This window comes from Streptomyces griseorubiginosus (genome assembly GCF_001514195.1).
In the GTDB taxonomy this organism is placed as follows: Bacteria; Actinomycetota; Actinomycetes; order Streptomycetales; family Streptomycetaceae; genus Streptomyces; species Streptomyces griseorubiginosus.
The window spans coordinates 25,174-41,123 of record NZ_KQ948752.1 but is presented as its reverse complement, the minus strand read 5'-3'; the positions used below and the strand labels follow the sequence as shown (position 1 = coordinate 41,123).

The following is a 15,950-nucleotide window of genomic DNA, read 5'->3' as shown; positions in this document are numbered from 1 at the left end:
CGCTTATCGGTGCGTTGCGCTGCGAGAAGGACTGTACAGGAGCAGGCGGGTCCTGGTCGAACTCACTCCGTGTGGCCGTCCGGTCACGGAGCCAGCGTGTCGATCGTCTTCACGATCCGCTTGTCCGAGATCGGGTACGCCGTGCCCAACGCGTGGGCGAAATAGCTGACCCGGAGCTCCTCGATCATCCAGCGGACGTCCAGGACCTGCTGCGGCACGGGCCGGCCCTGCGGGAGCTGCTCCAGGAGCCAGGCGTACTCGTCCTGCATCTCGTGGACCTTCTCCATACGGGTCGTGTCCCGTTGGGCGTTCGTCGGCATCTGCTGGAGCCGCCGGTCCGCCGCGACCAGGTAGCGCATGAGGTCGGGCAGGCGCCGCAACCCGGTCTCCGTGACGAAGCCGGGCTTCACGAGGGCGTCCAACTGCTTCCGTACGTCCGCCAGGTTCGCCAGCAGCGCCGGGCTCCGTACGGCCTTCAGACGGCGCTCACAGGCCTGCCAGGCGGCAAGCACCTGCTGCACCTGGCCGACCGTGCGGACAGTGGTGTCGACGATCTCCGACCGCACCTTGTCGTACAGCTTCCGGTACGACTCCTCGTCCCACGCCGGTCCCCCGAAGTCCCCGATCAGCTTGTCCGCCGCCGCGGTCGCGCAGTCGTCGAACAGGGCCTGGATGGAGCCGTGCGGGTTCGCCGACAGGGCCAGCTTCTGGGGGTTCGTCAGCTTCTCGGACGCGAACTTCGCCGGGTTCACCGGGATGTTGCGCACGATGAGCCGGCGCGTGCCCTTCCACATCGCCTCGGCCTGCTCGGCCTCGGTGTCGAAGAGGCGGACGGAGACGGTGTCGCCGTCGTCCACCAGCGCCGGGTACGCCTTCACCGGCTGGCCTGCCCGGCGGGTCTCGAAGACCCGGGTGAGGGAGCCGATCGTCCAGTCCGTCAGGCCCTTGCGCTCCAGGGACTCGCCGCCCTCGCGGGAGGCGGTCGCGGCGGCCGCCTGGGAGAGCGCCTGGCGCGCCTTGGGCTTGAGCTGGAGCCGAAGCGCCTCCAGGTCCTTGGCCTCCGCCAGCTTCCGCCGCCGTTCGTCCACGATCCGGAAGGTGATCCGGAGGTGGTCGGGGATCCGGGACTGGTCGAAGTCCTCCGCGTCGAAGGGCACGCCGACCATGCGCTTCAGCTCGCGGGCCATGGTGACCGTCAAGGGCTCCTGCAACGGCACCGCCGTGTCCAGGAACCGTTTCGCGAAGTTCGGCGCCGGCACGTAGTTGCGGCGGATCGGCTTGGGGAGGGAGCGGATCAGCTCCGTCACCAACTCCTCGCGCAGGCCCGGGATCTGCCAGTCGAAGCCCTCGTCCTTGACCTGGTTCAGGACCTGGAGCGGGATGTGGACTGTGACACCGTCCGCGTCCGCACCCGGCTCGAACTGGTACGTCACCCGGAACTTCAGCGGGCCCTGCCGCCACGAGTCGGGATAGTCGGCCTTGGTGACCGCCTCCGCCGACTCCCGGATGAGCATCTCCCGCTCGAAGTCGAGGAATTCGGGCTCCTCGTGCCGCTTGCGCTTCCACCAGGAGTCGAAGTGGGCGCCGGAGACGACGTGTTCGGGCACCCGCTGGTCGTAGAAGTCGAAGAGGGTGTCGTCGTCGACCACGATGTCCCGTCGCCGGGCCCGGTGTTCGAGCTCCTCAACCTCGCTCAGCAGCCTGCGGTTGTCGGCGAAGAACTTGTGGTGCGTGCGCCAGTCACCCTCGACCAGGGCGTTGCGGATGAAAAGCTCGCGGGACGACTCCGGGTCGATCCGGCCGTAGTTCACCTTCCGCTGGGCGACGATCGGCACGCCGTACAGCGTGACCTTCTCGTAGGCCATCACCGCGGCCTGGTCCTTCTCCCAGTGCGGCTCGGAGTACGTCCGCTTCAGCAGGTGCTCGGCGAGCGGCTCGACCCACTCCGGCTCGATCCTGGCGTTGACGCGGGCCCACAGGCGTGACGTCTCCACCAGTTCCGCCGACATGACGAAACGGGGCTGCTTCTTGAAGAGGGACGAGCCGGGGAAGATCGCGAACTTGGCGTTGCGGGCGCCCAGGTACTCGTTCTTGTTGCCGTCCTTCACGTCCTTCATCCCGATGTGGGAGAGAAGGCCGGCGAGGAGGGAGACATGGACCGACTGGTCGGCCGCGTCCTCCTCGTTCAGATGGATGCCCATCTGCTTGGCGACCGTGCGCAGTTGGGTGTAGATGTCCTGCCATTCGCGGATGCGCAGGAAGTTGAGGTACTCCTGCTTGCACATCCGGCGGAAGGACGACGAGCCGCGCTCCTTCTGCTGCTCGCGGACGTACCGCCACAGGTTCAGGTACGCCAGGAAGTCGCTGGTCTCGTCCTTGAAGCGGGCGTGCTGCTGGTCGGCCTGGGTCTGCTTGTCGGCCGGGCGCTCGCGCGGGTCCTGGATGGACAGCGCGGCGGCTATGACCATGACCTCGCGGACACAGCCGTTCTTGTCGGCCTCCAGGACCATGCGCGCCAGGCGCGGGTCGACGGGCAGTTGGGCCAGCTTGCGTCCGGTCTGGGTCAGCCGCTTGCGGACGTCCTTCTCGGAGGGGTCCAACGCGCCCAGTTCCTGGAGGAGTTGGACGCCGTCGCGGATGTTGCGGTGGTCCGGCGGGTCGATGAAGGGGAACTTCTCGATGTCACCGAGTCCGGCCGCGGTCATCTGGAGGATGACGGAGGCGAGGTTGGTCCGCAGGATCTCCGCGTCCGTGAACTCCGGGCGGGCCTCGAAGTCCTCCTCGGAGTAGAGGCGGATGCAGATGCCGTCGGACGTACGGCCGCAGCGGCCCTTGCGCTGGTTGGCGCTGGCCTGCGAGATCGCCTCGATGGGCAGCCGCTGGACCTTGGTGCGGTGGCTGTAGCGGGAGATACGGGCGAAGCCGGGGTCGATGACGTACTTGATCCCCGGGACGGTCAGGGAGGTCTCGGCGACGTTGGTCGCCAGAACGATCCTGCGGCCGGTGTGCGGCTGGAAGACGCGGTGCTGCTCGGCGTGCGAGAGCCGGGCGTACAACGGCAGCACCTCGGTGAAGCGGTAGTTCTTCTTCACCAGGGCGTCCGCGGTGTCCCTGATCTCGCGCTCGCCGGAGAGGAAGACGAGGATGTCGCCCTTGCCCTCGCCCTGGAGCTCCTCGACGGCATCGCAGATCGCGGTGATCTGGTCGCGGTCGGAGTCCTCCGAGTCCTCTTCCAGCAGGGGCCGGTAGCGGACCTCCACGGGGTACGTGCGGCCGCTGACCTCGACGATAGGGGCGTCTCCGAAGTGCCGGGAGAAGCGCTCGGGGTCGATGGTCGCGGAGGTGATGACGACCTTGAGGTCGGGGCGCCTCGGCAGCAGCTGGGCCAGGTAGCCGAGCAGGAAGTCGATGTTGAGGGACCGCTCGTGGGCCTCGTCGATGATGATCGTGTCGTAGGCGCGCAGCTCGCGGTCGGTCTGGATCTCGGCGAGCAGGATGCCGTCCGTCATCAGCTTCACGAACGTCGCGTCCTGGTTCACCTGGTCGGTGAAGCGCACCTTCCAGCCGACGGCCTCGCCGAGCGGGGTGTCCAGCTCCTCGGCGACCCGCTCGGCGACCGTGCGGGCGGCGATCCGGCGGGGCTGGGTGTGGCCGATCATGCCCTTGACGCCCCGGCCGAGCTCCAGGCAGATCTTCGGGATCTGGGTCGTCTTGCCGGAGCCGGTCTCACCGGCCACGATCACGACCTGGTGATCACGGATGGCGGCCGCGATCTCGTCCTTCTTCTGGCTGACCGGGAGCTGCTCGGGGTAGGTCACGGCGGGCACCCGCGCACGGCGTGCGTGCACCCGTTCCTCGCCCTTGCCGACCTCCGCCTCGATCTCGGCCAGCACGGCGGCGCGCGCCTCCGGCTTGCGGATCCGGCGCGCGCCTTCGAGCCTGCGCCCGAGCCGTTGCGCGTCACGCAGGGTCAGCTCGGTCAGGCGGGCGGCGAGATCCCCGAAGGCGGGGGTGCCGGGGGCGGGGGCAGGGTGCGTAGACATACGCGATCCAGGATCTCATCCCCGGGAAATTACTGGCGAACGGTTTTGTCCCGGGCGTCGCAGCCTGGTGGATCAGGGGCCGGCGGATCGGAAGCCCGCCGGATCACCAGCACGGCGATCAGGGGGCCCGCGGAGCCGGAGCCGACCCCGGTGCTCCCGATGCCGCCGGTGCCGGTTCCGGCGCCGTGGCTGTGCGCTCGTGCCGCTCGCCGAGGGCGATGGACCGCGCGGTGTTGGAGATCGCCTTGATGCCGAGATAAGCGGTGGTCATGCTGCTGACCGCGGTGAACGCGGCGGTGAGGACTCCGACGATCACCGCCTTGTCGCCGTCGAGCCGCCAGACCCCGACCACCGCCACCCCGGCGATCGCCAGATTGCTCGCCAGCACCGCGAACAGCCCGTATCTCGCGCGGGCCAGCTCCAGACCGTCGTCCTGACTCATCGTCCCCACCCCTGTCCACGGCAGATCGCACGACAGATACAACAAGACCCCGATCCGGAGATCGGGGTCTGTGCTGTGGCTGGGGCCGGGGTCGAACCGGCGACCTACCGCTTTTCAGGCGGTCGCTCGTACCAACTGAGCTACCCAGCCGAGAGGCTTCCGGGGAAACCTCAGCGGTCCTGACGGGATTTGAACCCGCGGCCTCCACCTTGACAGGGTGGCGAGCACTCCAAACTGCTCCACAGGACCAAGCGTTGTGCACGAACAGTGTCGCACACGGTTTTGCGTGCCCCCAACGGGATTCGAACCCGTGCTACCGCCTTGAAAGGGCGGCGTCCTAGGCCGCTAGACGATGAGGGCTATCGGCCCGCCTGGGCGCTTCTCAGCGCGTCGGGGACGTGAGAAGCATATGGGATGCCGGGAGGTATCGCCAAAACGGTTTAGGGGCTGCCCGTGGGGGAGGCCTGGGGCGAGGCCGATGCCGAGGTCGTGGGCGAGGCCGACGGCGAACCGGTCGACGACGTGGTCGGTGACGGCGTCGCTCCCGGCTGGTTGTCCTGCGGGAGGTGCCGGCTGACCTCCGCCGTCGTGAGGCCCAGACCGCCGAGTCTGATCTCGTCCCAGGCCTGGAGGCGCCGGGTGTCGCGGTCCAGGTAGAGGATCGAGGCCTCGATGGGGTCGGGGTACTTGCCCTCGACGGCCCGCAGACCGCTGCCGCCCGTGGAGCCCTCGACGCGCAGCCGGGTGCCCTTCTTCAGGACCTCCATCTCCTGGTGGTGGAGGTGGCCGGACAGGATCATCGGGACCTCGCCGTCGACCTCGCGGGCGGCCGAGGGCTCATGGGCGATCGCGATGTCGACCGGGGTCCCGGCGGCCCGCTGTGCGCGCAGGGCTGCGGCCAGGCGGGCGCCCGCCGCCTCCTCGGACGCGTCGGTGCCCGGGTTCGTGGAGCGGTCGGGGGTGAACTGGGGGTCGCCCATCCCGGCGAACCGCAGCCCGGCGACGGTCTCGGCCTTGCCGTCGTCGAGGACGTGGACCCGCTTGAGGCCCTCCATGTAGCGCTGGGTGGTCAGGGAGTCGTGGTTGCCGCGGACCCAGACGTACGGCGCCCCGAGGTCCGGGATCGGGTCGAGGAAGCCGTTCTCCGCCGCCGTACCGTGATCCATGGTGTCGCCGGAGTCGACGATCACGTTGACCCTGTACTGCTCCACCAGCGAGGCGATGATCTTCCAGCTCGCCGGGTTCAGATGGATGTCGGAGACGTGCAGGACCCGGATGGTGGTGGGGTCCGGCTGGTAGGCGGGGAGCGTGGACGTGACGTCGTAGAGCTTCGTCACGTTGGTGACCAGGCGGGCCAACTCCTTCTGGTAGACGTCGAATTCGGTGACGATGCTGCGCGCGTTGCCGACCAGGGACGGGGCCGAGGAGAGCAGGCCCGAGAACTTGGGCTCCAGGACCGATTCGGGGTTCCAGGTGGCGTACGCGGTGCCGCCGGAGGCCGCCAGGAGGGTGAGGGCGAGGCCGCCGGCGGCGAGGGCGCGGCGCGGGCGCCGGTAGACGGCGAGGCCGAGGGCGGTGGCGCCCGCGACCACGGCGACGCAGGAGCGGACCGCGAGATCGAGGGTGCCGTGCTCGACGTCCGAGGCGACCTCGTCCTGGAGGCCGGAGAGCCGCTCGGGGTGGTCGACGAGGGCCTGGGAGCGTTCCGGGTCGAGCTGGTCGACGTTGACGTCGAGCCGGACCGGCGCGTGGTGGCTGTCCAGCTCGAGGGCGCCCAGCGGGGACACGTTGATCTTCGTGCCGCCGGTCAGGGACGGGCGCAGGGTCATCGTCGTGTTCATGGGCCCGACGGGCACCCGCACGTTGCCGACGATCAGCAGGCCCAGCCAGGCACCCAGAAGGACCACGGCGACGAGACCGAGGGCTCGGGTCCAGGGATGAGCCGGATGGACCAGTTCGACGGACGGGTGGGAGCGACGACCGGCGTACTGCCGGGTGAGGGCGTGCGGTGCCTTCCTTACGGCGGACAGGATCTTCCGGGCGGCGGCGGGGACGCGGGCCATTGATCCCGTATGCCCAAGTCCGCGCCCGGATATGCGGGCGCGCTCCCCCTCTCGTACGGCGGGGTCGTACCGGAGAATGGGCATGTGCTGGAGATGACGCGCGAGGAGTTCGAGGAACTGGTCGCCGAGGCGCTGGACCGGATTCCGCCGGAGTTGACGCGGCTGATGGACAACGTCGCGGTGTTCGTCGAGGACGAACCGCCGGCGGACGATCCCGAGCTGCTCGGGCTGTACGAGGGCACTCCGCTGACCGACCGGGGCGAGTGGTACGCCGGGGTGCTGCCGGACCGCATCACGATCTACCGGGGTCCGACGCTCAGGATGTGCGGGACGCGGGACGAGGTGGTCGCGGAGACCGAGGTGACGGTGGTCCACGAGATCGCCCACCACTTCGGGATCGACGACGCGCGGCTGCACGCACTCGGGTACGGATAGCGGGTTCGCGTGTCCTCTTGTGGGCGGCAGGAGTTGGACAGGTTGACTCTCTGACGCCCGCCCTCGGAGGTGGCTGCTCGTGCGCCCCTTGTACGTACCCGTCCGTCTGGCCGCCACGGTCATGGCCGTCGCCGCCGCAGCGGGCTGCATGAGCGTGGGCGGGGACGACGGAGGCAGCGGCGCCAAGCCCTCGCACTCCGCCGGTGAGCGGGGCGGTGCCGGCCCCGACGGGGGCTCGGCGGGCTCCGGCGGTTCCGTGGGGCTCGGCAGGGCGGCCGCGGACGGCAAGCACGGGAAGAAGAAGGGGAAGCACGGCGAGGAGTCGGCGTCCCCGTCGGCGTCCGCCTCGGCGAGCGCGTCCGCCTCCGCGGGGGCGCGGCCGGGGAAGTCGGCCAGGCCGGCACCCTCGGCGACGCACGTCGACCCGCCCCCCACGCACACGCCCGATCCGGAGCCGCCCGCGTCGAGCGAGCCGCCCGCCTCGCCCACCCCGTCGCCGCCGCCCGCGGAGCCGTCGTCGTCGGCGCCGCCGGAGACGGGAGCGCAGCTGAGCCAGCGCGAGCCGGCGCCCACGGCGGGTGCGCCGGTGTGACGCGGCGGCCGCCCACGTGACCTCCACTACACCGGCAGGCGTTGGTTTGCCTTGGGGGGTGGGGGGTGCGTATGGTGGTAGATCGTTTGATCCCATTGCCCGGCGCCATTGCAGAGAGCGCCGTGTGGCGCGTTCTCTCCCTTGCCGTGGCTGACCGCATAGAGGCGGTCGTATTGCGAAATCACGGAGTTGACGGGCGCGTGCCGACGAGACTCCGGAAGGTTTCGCTTACGCATGTCCATTTCCAGTACTGATCACGCCGTCATGCCCGAGAACGAGGGCACCGAAGGCGCTCCCGAGGTCACCTTCGCGGACCTCGGTCTCCCCGAGGGCGTGGTGCGCAAGCTCGCCCAGAACGGCGTGACCACCCCCTTCCCGATCCAGGCCGCGACCATCCCGGACGCCCTGGCCGGCAAGGACATCCTCGGCCGTGGCCGCACCGGCTCCGGCAAGACCCTCTCCTTCGGTCTGCCGACCCTGGCGCGTCTCGCCGGCGGCCGCACCGAGAAGCACAAGCCCCGCGCGGTCATCCTCACCCCGACCCGCGAACTCGCGATGCAGGTCGCGGACGCCCTCCAGCCCTACGGCGACGTCGTCGGCCTGAAGATGAAGGTCGTCTGCGGCGGTACGTCGATGGGCAACCAGATCTACGCCCTGGAGCGCGGCGTCGACATCCTCGTCGCCACCCCGGGCCGGCTGCGCGACATCATCAACCGCGGCGCCTGCTCCCTGGAGAACGTCGAGGTCGCCGTCCTCGACGAGGCCGACCAGATGTCCGACCTGGGCTTCCTGCCCGAGGTCACCGAGCTGCTCGACCAGGTCCCGGCCGGCGGCCAGCGGATGCTGTTCTCCGCGACCATGGAGAACGAGATCTCCACCCTGGTCAAGCGCTACCTGGTCGACCCGGTCTCGCACGAGGTCGACAGCGCCCAGGGCAACGTCACGACGATGTCCCACCACATCCTGATCGTGAAGCCCAAGGACAAGGCGCCGGTCACCGCGGCCATCGCCTCCCGCAAGGGCCGCACCATCATCTTCGTCCGCACCCAGCTGGGCGCCGACCGCATCGCCGAGCAGCTGCGCGAGGCCGGGGTGAAGGCCGACGCGCTGCACGGCGGCATGACCCAGGGCGCGCGCACTCGCACGCTGGCCGACTTCAAGGACGGCTACGTCAACGCGCTCGTCGCCACCGACGTCGCCGCCCGCGGCATCCACGTCGACGGCATCGACCTGGTCCTGAACGTCGACCCCGCCGGCGACCACAAGGACTACCTGCACCGCGCGGGCCGTACCGCTCGCGCCGGCCGCACCGGCACCGTCGTCTCCCTCTCCCTCCCGCACCAGCGCCGGCAGATCTTCCGGCTGATGGAGGACGCGGGCGTCGACGCCGGCCGTCACATCATCAACTCCGGTACGGCCTTCGAGCCCGAGGTCGCCGAGATCACCGGCGCCCGTTCGATGACCGAGGTCCAGTCCGAGTCCGCGGCCAACGCGGCTCAGCAGGCCGAGCGTGAGGTCGCCCAGCTCACCAAGGAGCTGGAGCGGGCCCAGCGCCGCGCGACCGAGCTGCGCGAGGAGGCCGACCGCCTCGTCGCGCGTGCCGCCCGCGAGCGCGGTGAGGACCCGGAGACCGCGGTGGCCGCGGCCGCCGAGGCCGTCGTGGCCCAGGAGGCGGAGATCCGCGCCGAGGCCCTCGTCGCCGAGCAGCCCGCCGAGCGTCCGGCGTACGAGCAGCCGCGTCAGCGCCGTGACGAGCGGGGCAACTACGAGCGTCGGGACGACCGTGGTGGTCGTTCGTTCGAGCGTCGTGACGACCGTGGCGGCTTCAACCGTGACCGTCGGGACAACGACCGTGGTGGCTTCCGTCGGGACAACGACCGTCGGGACGACCGTGGTGGCCGTTCGTTCGAGCGTCGTGACGACCGTGGCGGCTTCAACCGTGACCGTCGGGACAACGACCGTGGTGGCTTCCGTCGGGACAACGACCGTCGGGACGACCGTGGTGGCCGTTCCTTCGAGCGTCGTGACGACCGCGGTGGCTTCAACCGTGACCGTCGGGACAACGACCGCGGTGGCTTCCGCCGCGACAACGACCGTCCGGCCGGCCGTTCCTTCGAGCGCCGTGACGACCGTGGCGGCCACCGGGGCAGCGACCGTCCGTTCAACCGTGACCGCCAGGGCGACCGCCCGGGCTTCCGCTCCGCCGGCCACGACCGCCCGAGCCACGACCGCCCCTACGGCCGTCGTGACGACCACCGCGGCAGCGGCAGCGGCAGCGGCACCGGCTCCTTCGGCCGCCGCGACGACAAGCCGCGCTGGAAGCGCAACGGCTGACACAGTGTGAAGTGAGAAGGGCCCGTACGACTTCGGTCGTACGGGCCCTTCTCGTATGCGTATTCGACTACCGGAGTCTGTGGGGCAGTTGTTAGCATCCGGGGATCGCGCTGTGGAGTGTGGCCGAGGGGGAACACCAGGCCTGCCGCCGCGCCTTTTCTGACTTCCCTGGGGAGGGACCCTTGACCCGGCGTGCCCGGATCGCACTCACTCTTGCCTCGCTGGCCGCCCTGAGCGCCGGCACCCTGACGTCCGCGGGCCAGGCGGCCGCGGACACCAGCCCGACGCCGATCGCCACGGACGGCGTGTGGGGCCTCGACTACGCGGCCGGCTATCTGACCAGCGTCGAGTACCGGCCGAACGGCGACCAGTACGTGGTGGGCCGGCAGCTCTCGCCGGACGGCTCCACGGTGCTGACGCAGGACACCCGCGGGTTCGCCGGCGTCTACGCCAACGGCACCCACCTTCAGCGGGTGCCCTGCGACGCGGGCGACTGCGTGCCGCTGCGGTCCACCGGTGAGCAGAGCGTCGGCTACTTCCGGGTCGACGAGTCCGGCAAGGAGCGCGCCCAGATCTGGCTGGAGCCGAACAGCTACCACGGCACCGAACCCGATGTCACCGGCGGCCGTTTCGTGGACGCCACCGGCCGCTACTTCGTCTACAACGCGGCCTCCACCGGCAAGCAGTACGTCGACGCGGTGAACCGGTACCGCGACGAGGACGTCCGGCTGACCCGTTCCGTCACCGCCGCCTCCGTGTGGGGTTCCGCGCTGTGGACGCCGGGCTCGGGCAACGGCGTGCTCACCCAGTACGACCTGGAGGGGAAGAAGACGGTCGCAACCGTCTCCACCGGCGCCCCCTGCACGGTCAAGGAGCTCCAGGTCGTCGGCCGCTGGATCTACTGGAACTGCGGCCCGACGGGCGCCGCGGGCGTGTACGACCGTACGGCGAAGAAGAACATCACGGTGCCCTCCGGACCCGTGCTCGTCGGCGACGGCTACCTCGTCCGGCACGACCGGAGCGCCGGCAAGCTGATGCTGACGGACTTCCACACCGGTACGGCCGCCGTCGCGCGCGCCATCGCCGACCTGCCGGCCGGGAACACCACCGACCAGCGGCGGCTGACCTGGTCGGTGGACAAGTTCGGCGGGGGTGTCGCCTACGTCGACGCCGACCGCACGATCCGGATCGTGCCGAGCGGGGTGCCCGCCCAGTCGCTCGGGAAGATCGAGTCGGACCTGGACAACCCCTACTTCAACGCCTCGGGTCGCAACGGCGGCAACATGGCCTGGATGAGCACCTGGCAGCTCAGCAAGCCCGCCGACTGGACCTTCACGGTGAAGGACGCCCAGGGCCGCACGGACCGCACCCTCAAGGGCAGCGGTACGGCCATCGACCTCCAGTGGGACGGCACGACGAACTCGGGCGCCTACGCGTACAACGGCCAGAAGACCTGGACGCTGACCGCGAAGGCCGCCGACGGCGTGGGCACGTTCACCACCAGCGGCAAGATCGCGCTGAGCGGCGGCCGCCAGGGCCACCACGACCAGGGCGGCTACGCCTACGGTGAGCTGGCCACCCTCAACTCCTCCGGCACGCTGAGCCTCCAGTACACCAACGGTGGCGGCAAGTTCGACTGGAAGCAGAACGGCTCCGGCTGGCCCGCCGGGACCGTGGCCGTGCCCTTCGGCGACATGGGCAAGGACCGCTGTGCCGAGATGCTGGTCCGGATGCCGAACGGCGAGCTGCGCCGCTACGCGGGCAAGTGCGGGGAGGGTTCGTACGCCCCGGCGAGCAGCCACACCTCGCTCGGCACCGGCTGGAACGCGTACAACGTCCTGACCGCCCCCGGCGACCTGACCGGCGACGGCCGGGTCGACCTGCTGGCCCGCAAGGCGTCCACCGGTGACGTCTACCTGTTCGCCAACGACGGCGCGAGCAAGCTCAAGCCGGGCGTGAAGATCCGCAGCTGGGCCACCTACAAGAAGATCGTCGGTGCCGGTGACCTCGACGGCGACGGCTTCGGGGACGTCCTGGTGCAGGACAAGGCCGGCACGCTGTGGCGCTACGGCGGCACCGGCACCGGGCAGGTCAAGGAGCGGGTGAAGGTCTTCTCCAGCTGGGGGACCTCGTACAACGTGGTCGTCGGCGTCGGGGACATCACCGGCGACGGCAGGAACGACCTGGTCTCCCGGGACACCGCCGGCAACCTGTACCGCAACAACGGCGACGGCAAGGGGTCGTTCGGGGGGCGTACGAAGATCGCGAGTGGCTGGCAGAGCTACAAGGGCCTTTTCTAGAGGGTCGCTTCTCGGCCAAGTTGTGACGTGTGTCACGCCCCCGGGATGGGAATCGCTGGGGGCATGACAGATGACGCCATAGCGAGTGGGCAGTCGGGGATCTCCAAGGAACTCTCCGACGAGGAACGGCTTGCCCAGCTCGGCTACACGCAGGTCCTGGCCCGCCGCATGTCGGCGTTCTCCAACTACGCGGTCTCCTTCACCATCATCTCGGTGCTGTCGGGCTGTCTGACCCTCTACCTGTTCGGCATGAACACGGGCGGCCCCGCGGTCATCACCTGGGGCTGGGTCGCCGTAGGCCTGATGACGCTCTTCGTCGGCCTGTCGATGGCCGAGATCTGTTCGGCGTACCCGACCTCGGCCGGCCTGTACTTCTGGGCGCACCGGCTGGCCCCACCCAGATCGGCCGCCGCCTGGGCCTGGTTCACGGGCTGGTTCAACGTACTGGGCCAGGTCGCGGTGACGGCGGGCATCGACTTCGGCGCCGCGTCCTTCCTCGGGGCGTACCTGAACCTCCAGTTCGACTTCGAGGTCACCCCCGGCCGCACGATCCTCCTCTTCGCCGCCATCCTCGTGCTGCACGGCCTGCTGAACACCTTCGGCGTGCGGATCGTGGCGCTGCTGAACAGCGTGAGCGTGTGGTGGCACGTGATCGGCGTGGCCGTCATCGTCGGCGCGCTCACCTTCGCCCCCGACAAACACCAGTCGGCGTCCTTCGTGTTCGGCGAGTTCGTCAACAACACGGGCTGGGGGAGCGGGGTGTACGTGGTGCTGCTGGGGCTGCTCATGGCCCAGTACACCTTCACCGGCTACGACGCCTCGGCCCACATGACCGAGGAGACGCACGACGCGTCCACGGCCGGCCCGAAGGGCATCGTCCAGTCGATCTGGACGTCGTGGATAGCGGGCTTCGTACTCCTGCTCGGCTTCACCTTCGCGATCCAGTCCTACGACGGCGCCCTGAACTCCCCGACCGGCGCGCCCCCGGCGCAGATCCTCCTCGACGCGCTCGGGGCCACGGCCGGCAAGCTCCTGCTCCTGGTCGTCATCGGCGCCCAGCTGTTCTGCGGGATGGCGTCGGTGACCGCCAACAGCCGCATGATCTACGCCTTCTCACGCGACGGCGCGCTGCCGTTCTCGCACCTCTGGCACACGGTCAGCCCGCGCACCCGTACCCCCGTGGCGGCGGTGTGGCTGGCCGCGGGCGGGGCACTGCTGCTGGGCCTGCCGTACCTGATCAACTACACGGCCTACGCGGCGGTGACGTCCGTCGCGGTGATCGGCCTCTACATCGCCTACGTCATCCCGACGCTGCTGCGGCTGCGCAAGGGCGACGCCTTCGACCGGGGGCCGTGGCACCTGGGCCGCTGGTCGCGGGCGATCGGGCTGGTGTCGGTGGGATGGGTCGGTGTGATCACGATCCTCTTCATGCTCCCGCAGGTCTCGCCGGTCACCTGGGAGACCTTCAACTACGCCCCGATCGCCGTCCTGGCCGTCCTCGGCTTCGCGTGGATCTGGTGGGCGGCCTCGGCCCGGCACTGGTTCCTCAACCCGGAGCACGAGCGCACCAGGGCCCGCGAGGCGGCCCGCGCGAACGCCCCCGAACCGGTCGATCCCTGACCTTTCCCACTCCCCGGCCCCTCTGACACGGCCGTGTCCCCGATACCCGATCGGAGACACGGCCACGTCCGGCTATGCTCGTGGGGGCAACATCGCCTGGGCCCTTAGCTCAATTGGCAGAGCAGTGGACTTTTAATCCATTGGTTGTGGGTTCGAGTCCCACAGGGCCTACAGGTTGCGGACGGGGGTGACTCCTCCGGCCTGCTGTGCAGCGCCTGAGCCGGCTTCGGTCGGGTCGGGCGCTGTCTGCGTTTCGGGGGCACCGCCCGCCACTCCCCGCCGTCAGAGCAGGTGCCGGTTCGGGGCCTTCGCCTCGTCCTCGTGGTCGGTCAGGACCACCACGTCGACCCCCTGCCCGGTGAGCAGGCCGGTCCCGTCCGCCCCCGTCACGAACGTGTCCGGCTCCCGCCACGCCGTCACCACCCGGCGTACCCCCGCGTCCAGGATCAGCCGGGCGCAGGGGGCCGGGCGGGAGGCGCGGTGGGTGCAGGGTTCCAGGCTCGTGTAGACCGTGGCGGACGGCAGCCGCGGGTCGTCCGAGGCGATCTTCGCCAGGGCCGCCTCCTCCGCGTGCACGACCGGGTCGCCGGACTCCCGGGAGTGGCCGCGGGCCAACTCCGTGCCGTCGGCGGCCACCACCACCGCTCCCACGCTGAACGCCGTGCGGGAGGGCGGGCACTGGGCGGCGAGTCGGCAGGCCAGCGCCAGCCAGTGGTGGTCCGCGGCGGCGGGGGTCGGGCCGGTGCCCGGTGCCGTGGGTTCGTAGCGCATCAGGACCACGTCCTCGATCCGACGGGTCTCCACCAGCCGCAGCCGGCCGCCCTGGTAGCCGCCGGGGCCGAACAGTCGCGGGGCCTCGGGATCGCCGACGAACAGCGGGGCCAGCACCAGCTGCACCTCGTCCGCCAGGCCCTGCTGGAGGAGCTGGGTGTGGATGCGGCCGCCGCCCTCGACCATGAGCCGTTCGACGCCGTGCACCGCGTGCAGATGCTCCAGCAGGCGGCGCCAGTCCAGCGCCGGGCCGAGGGCGACCACCTCGGCCGCCAGGCCCAGTTCGCGGGCCCGGTCCGCGCCCTTGTCCGTGGTGTAGACGACCTTCTCGCCGCCCGTGTGCCAGAAGTTCGCCGCGGGGTCCAGCTCGCCCGAGCCGCTGACCGTGACCTTCAGGGGGTACGGCGGTTTCCCGGCGGCGACCCGGGCGGCCCGGCGGGCCTCGGAGTTGACCAGCAGGCGGGGGTTGTCGGCGCGGATCGTGCCGGCGCCGATGAGGATCGCGTCCACGGAGGCGCGGACCTCGTCGACGCGGTCGAAGTCGGCCGGGCTGGAGAGAAGGAGCCGGTCGGGGCCGGTGTCGTCCAGGTAGCCGTCGAGGGAGACCGCGGCGGAGAGGAGGACGTGGGGGTGGGGCATCGGCGCGGTCCCTCTCGAAAAAGGATGGCGGGGCTTGGTTCAAGTTTGAAGCAAACCTACACTGGTGGCATGACGACCCGCTGGCTCAGCCCCGACGAGCAGCGAGCCTGGCGTGCCTACATCGCCGCCTCGCTCCTCCTGGAGGACACCATCGACCGGCAGCTCCAGCAGGAGGCCGGCATGCCGCACCTGTACTACTCCATCCTCGCCAACCTCTCCGAGACCCCGGAGCGGCGGCTGCGGATGACCGATCTCGCCGAGGGGCTGAAGATCACCCGGCCCCGGCTGACGTACGCCGTCGCCCGGCTGGAGAAGGACGGGCTGGTGCGGCGCGAGAGCTGTCAGTGGGACAAGCGCGGCAGCGTCGCGGTGCTGACCGACGAGGGTATGGCAGTGCTGGAGCGGGCCGCGCCGGGCCATGTGGAGACGGTCCGCGCCGCGCTCATCGACCGGCTCACCCCGGAGCAGGTGCGGCAGTTGGAGGAGATCTTCACCAGCGTCACCGAGGGGCTCCTGGGGGAGGAGGGCGCCTCCGGGGAGATGCCCTGGCGGCGCCGGTCGTCGCCGTCCTGTTCGTGAGGGCCGAGCGGGTCGTGTCGGTGAGGGCCGAGTGAGCGCCGCTGTCCGCGTGTGATGCGTGCCATAAACCCGTTGCTTCAAATTTAAAGCATGGGGTAGGGTCTCGATCAGTAGATCTGCTTCAAATCTGAA

General features: G+C 70.2%; 10 protein-coding genes and 4 tRNA genes. 7 read left to right on the top strand and 7 right to left on the bottom strand.

Annotation, left to right across the window (positions count from 1 at the left end; all coding sequences use genetic code 11):
* Positions 1-83 precede the first annotated feature (83 nt).
* From hrpA to AQJ54_RS42195, 6 genes are all read right to left on the bottom strand, one after another.
* Positions 84-4,043, bottom strand: coding sequence for an ATP-dependent RNA helicase HrpA (gene hrpA, locus AQJ54_RS42220; protein WP_062246880.1), 3,960 nt, complete (start codon positions 4,041-4,043; stop codon positions 84-86).
* Positions 4,044-4,161: 118 nt separating this feature from the next.
* Positions 4,162-4,485, bottom strand: coding sequence for a hypothetical protein (locus tag AQJ54_RS42215; RefSeq protein ID WP_062246878.1), 324 nt, complete (start codon positions 4,483-4,485; stop codon positions 4,162-4,164).
* A gap of 76 nt (positions 4,486-4,561) precedes the next feature.
* Positions 4,562-4,635: transfer RNA gene (locus AQJ54_RS42210), tRNA-Phe, on the bottom strand.
* Positions 4,636-4,659: 24 nt separating this feature from the next.
* Positions 4,660-4,734, bottom strand: a tRNA-Asp gene (locus tag AQJ54_RS42205).
* A 38-nt stretch (positions 4,735-4,772) separates the two neighbouring features.
* Positions 4,773-4,845: transfer RNA gene (locus AQJ54_RS42200), tRNA-Glu, on the bottom strand.
* A gap of 80 nt (positions 4,846-4,925) precedes the next feature.
* Positions 4,926-6,548, bottom strand: coding sequence for a metallophosphoesterase family protein (locus AQJ54_RS42195; RefSeq protein WP_062246876.1), 1,623 nt, complete (start codon positions 6,546-6,548; stop codon positions 4,926-4,928).
* A gap of 84 nt (positions 6,549-6,632) precedes the next feature.
* Between AQJ54_RS42195 and AQJ54_RS42190 the strand changes: the two genes are divergently transcribed.
* The 6 genes from AQJ54_RS42190 (at position 6,633) to AQJ54_RS42165 (ending at position 14,000) form a co-directional block, all read left to right on the top strand.
* Positions 6,633-6,983: a metallopeptidase family protein gene (locus AQJ54_RS42190; RefSeq protein WP_030319175.1), complete on the top strand. Its 351-nt coding sequence runs from the start codon at positions 6,633-6,635 to the stop codon at positions 6,981-6,983.
* Between the two features lie 79 nt (positions 6,984-7,062).
* Entirely contained in the window at positions 7,063-7,575 is a 513-nt protein-coding gene (locus AQJ54_RS42185; RefSeq protein WP_062246874.1) for a hypothetical protein, read from the top strand.
* A gap of 234 nt (positions 7,576-7,809) precedes the next feature.
* The gene (locus AQJ54_RS42180) at positions 7,810-9,909 is read left to right on the top strand and encodes a DEAD/DEAH box helicase (RefSeq protein WP_062246872.1); all 2,100 of its coding nucleotides are present in this window, start codon (positions 7,810-7,812) and stop codon (positions 9,907-9,909) included.
* 182 nt (positions 9,910-10,091) lie between these two features.
* Positions 10,092-12,209 carry an FG-GAP-like repeat-containing protein gene (locus AQJ54_RS42175; RefSeq protein ID WP_062246870.1) on the top strand — a complete coding sequence of 706 codons (2,118 nt, stop codon included), beginning with the start codon at positions 10,092-10,094 and terminating at the stop codon, positions 12,207-12,209.
* A 63-nt stretch (positions 12,210-12,272) separates the two neighbouring features.
* Positions 12,273-13,829, top strand: coding sequence for an amino acid permease (locus AQJ54_RS42170; RefSeq protein WP_062246868.1), 1,557 nt, complete (start codon positions 12,273-12,275; stop codon positions 13,827-13,829).
* A 98-nt stretch (positions 13,830-13,927) separates the two neighbouring features.
* Positions 13,928-14,000 (top strand) — tRNA-Lys (locus AQJ54_RS42165).
* A gap of 111 nt (positions 14,001-14,111) precedes the next feature.
* Here AQJ54_RS42165 and AQJ54_RS42160 read toward each other — a convergent pair.
* Positions 14,112-15,239, bottom strand: coding sequence for a dihydrofolate reductase family protein (locus AQJ54_RS42160; RefSeq protein WP_062246865.1), 1,128 nt, complete (start codon positions 15,237-15,239; stop codon positions 14,112-14,114).
* A 69-nt stretch (positions 15,240-15,308) separates the two neighbouring features.
* Between AQJ54_RS42160 and AQJ54_RS42155 the strand changes: the two genes are divergently transcribed.
* A complete protein-coding gene (locus AQJ54_RS42155) occupies positions 15,309-15,818 on the top strand; it encodes a MarR family winged helix-turn-helix transcriptional regulator (protein WP_030319161.1) in 510 nt (169 codons plus the stop codon).
* The last annotated feature ends 132 nt before the right edge of the window (positions 15,819-15,950 follow it).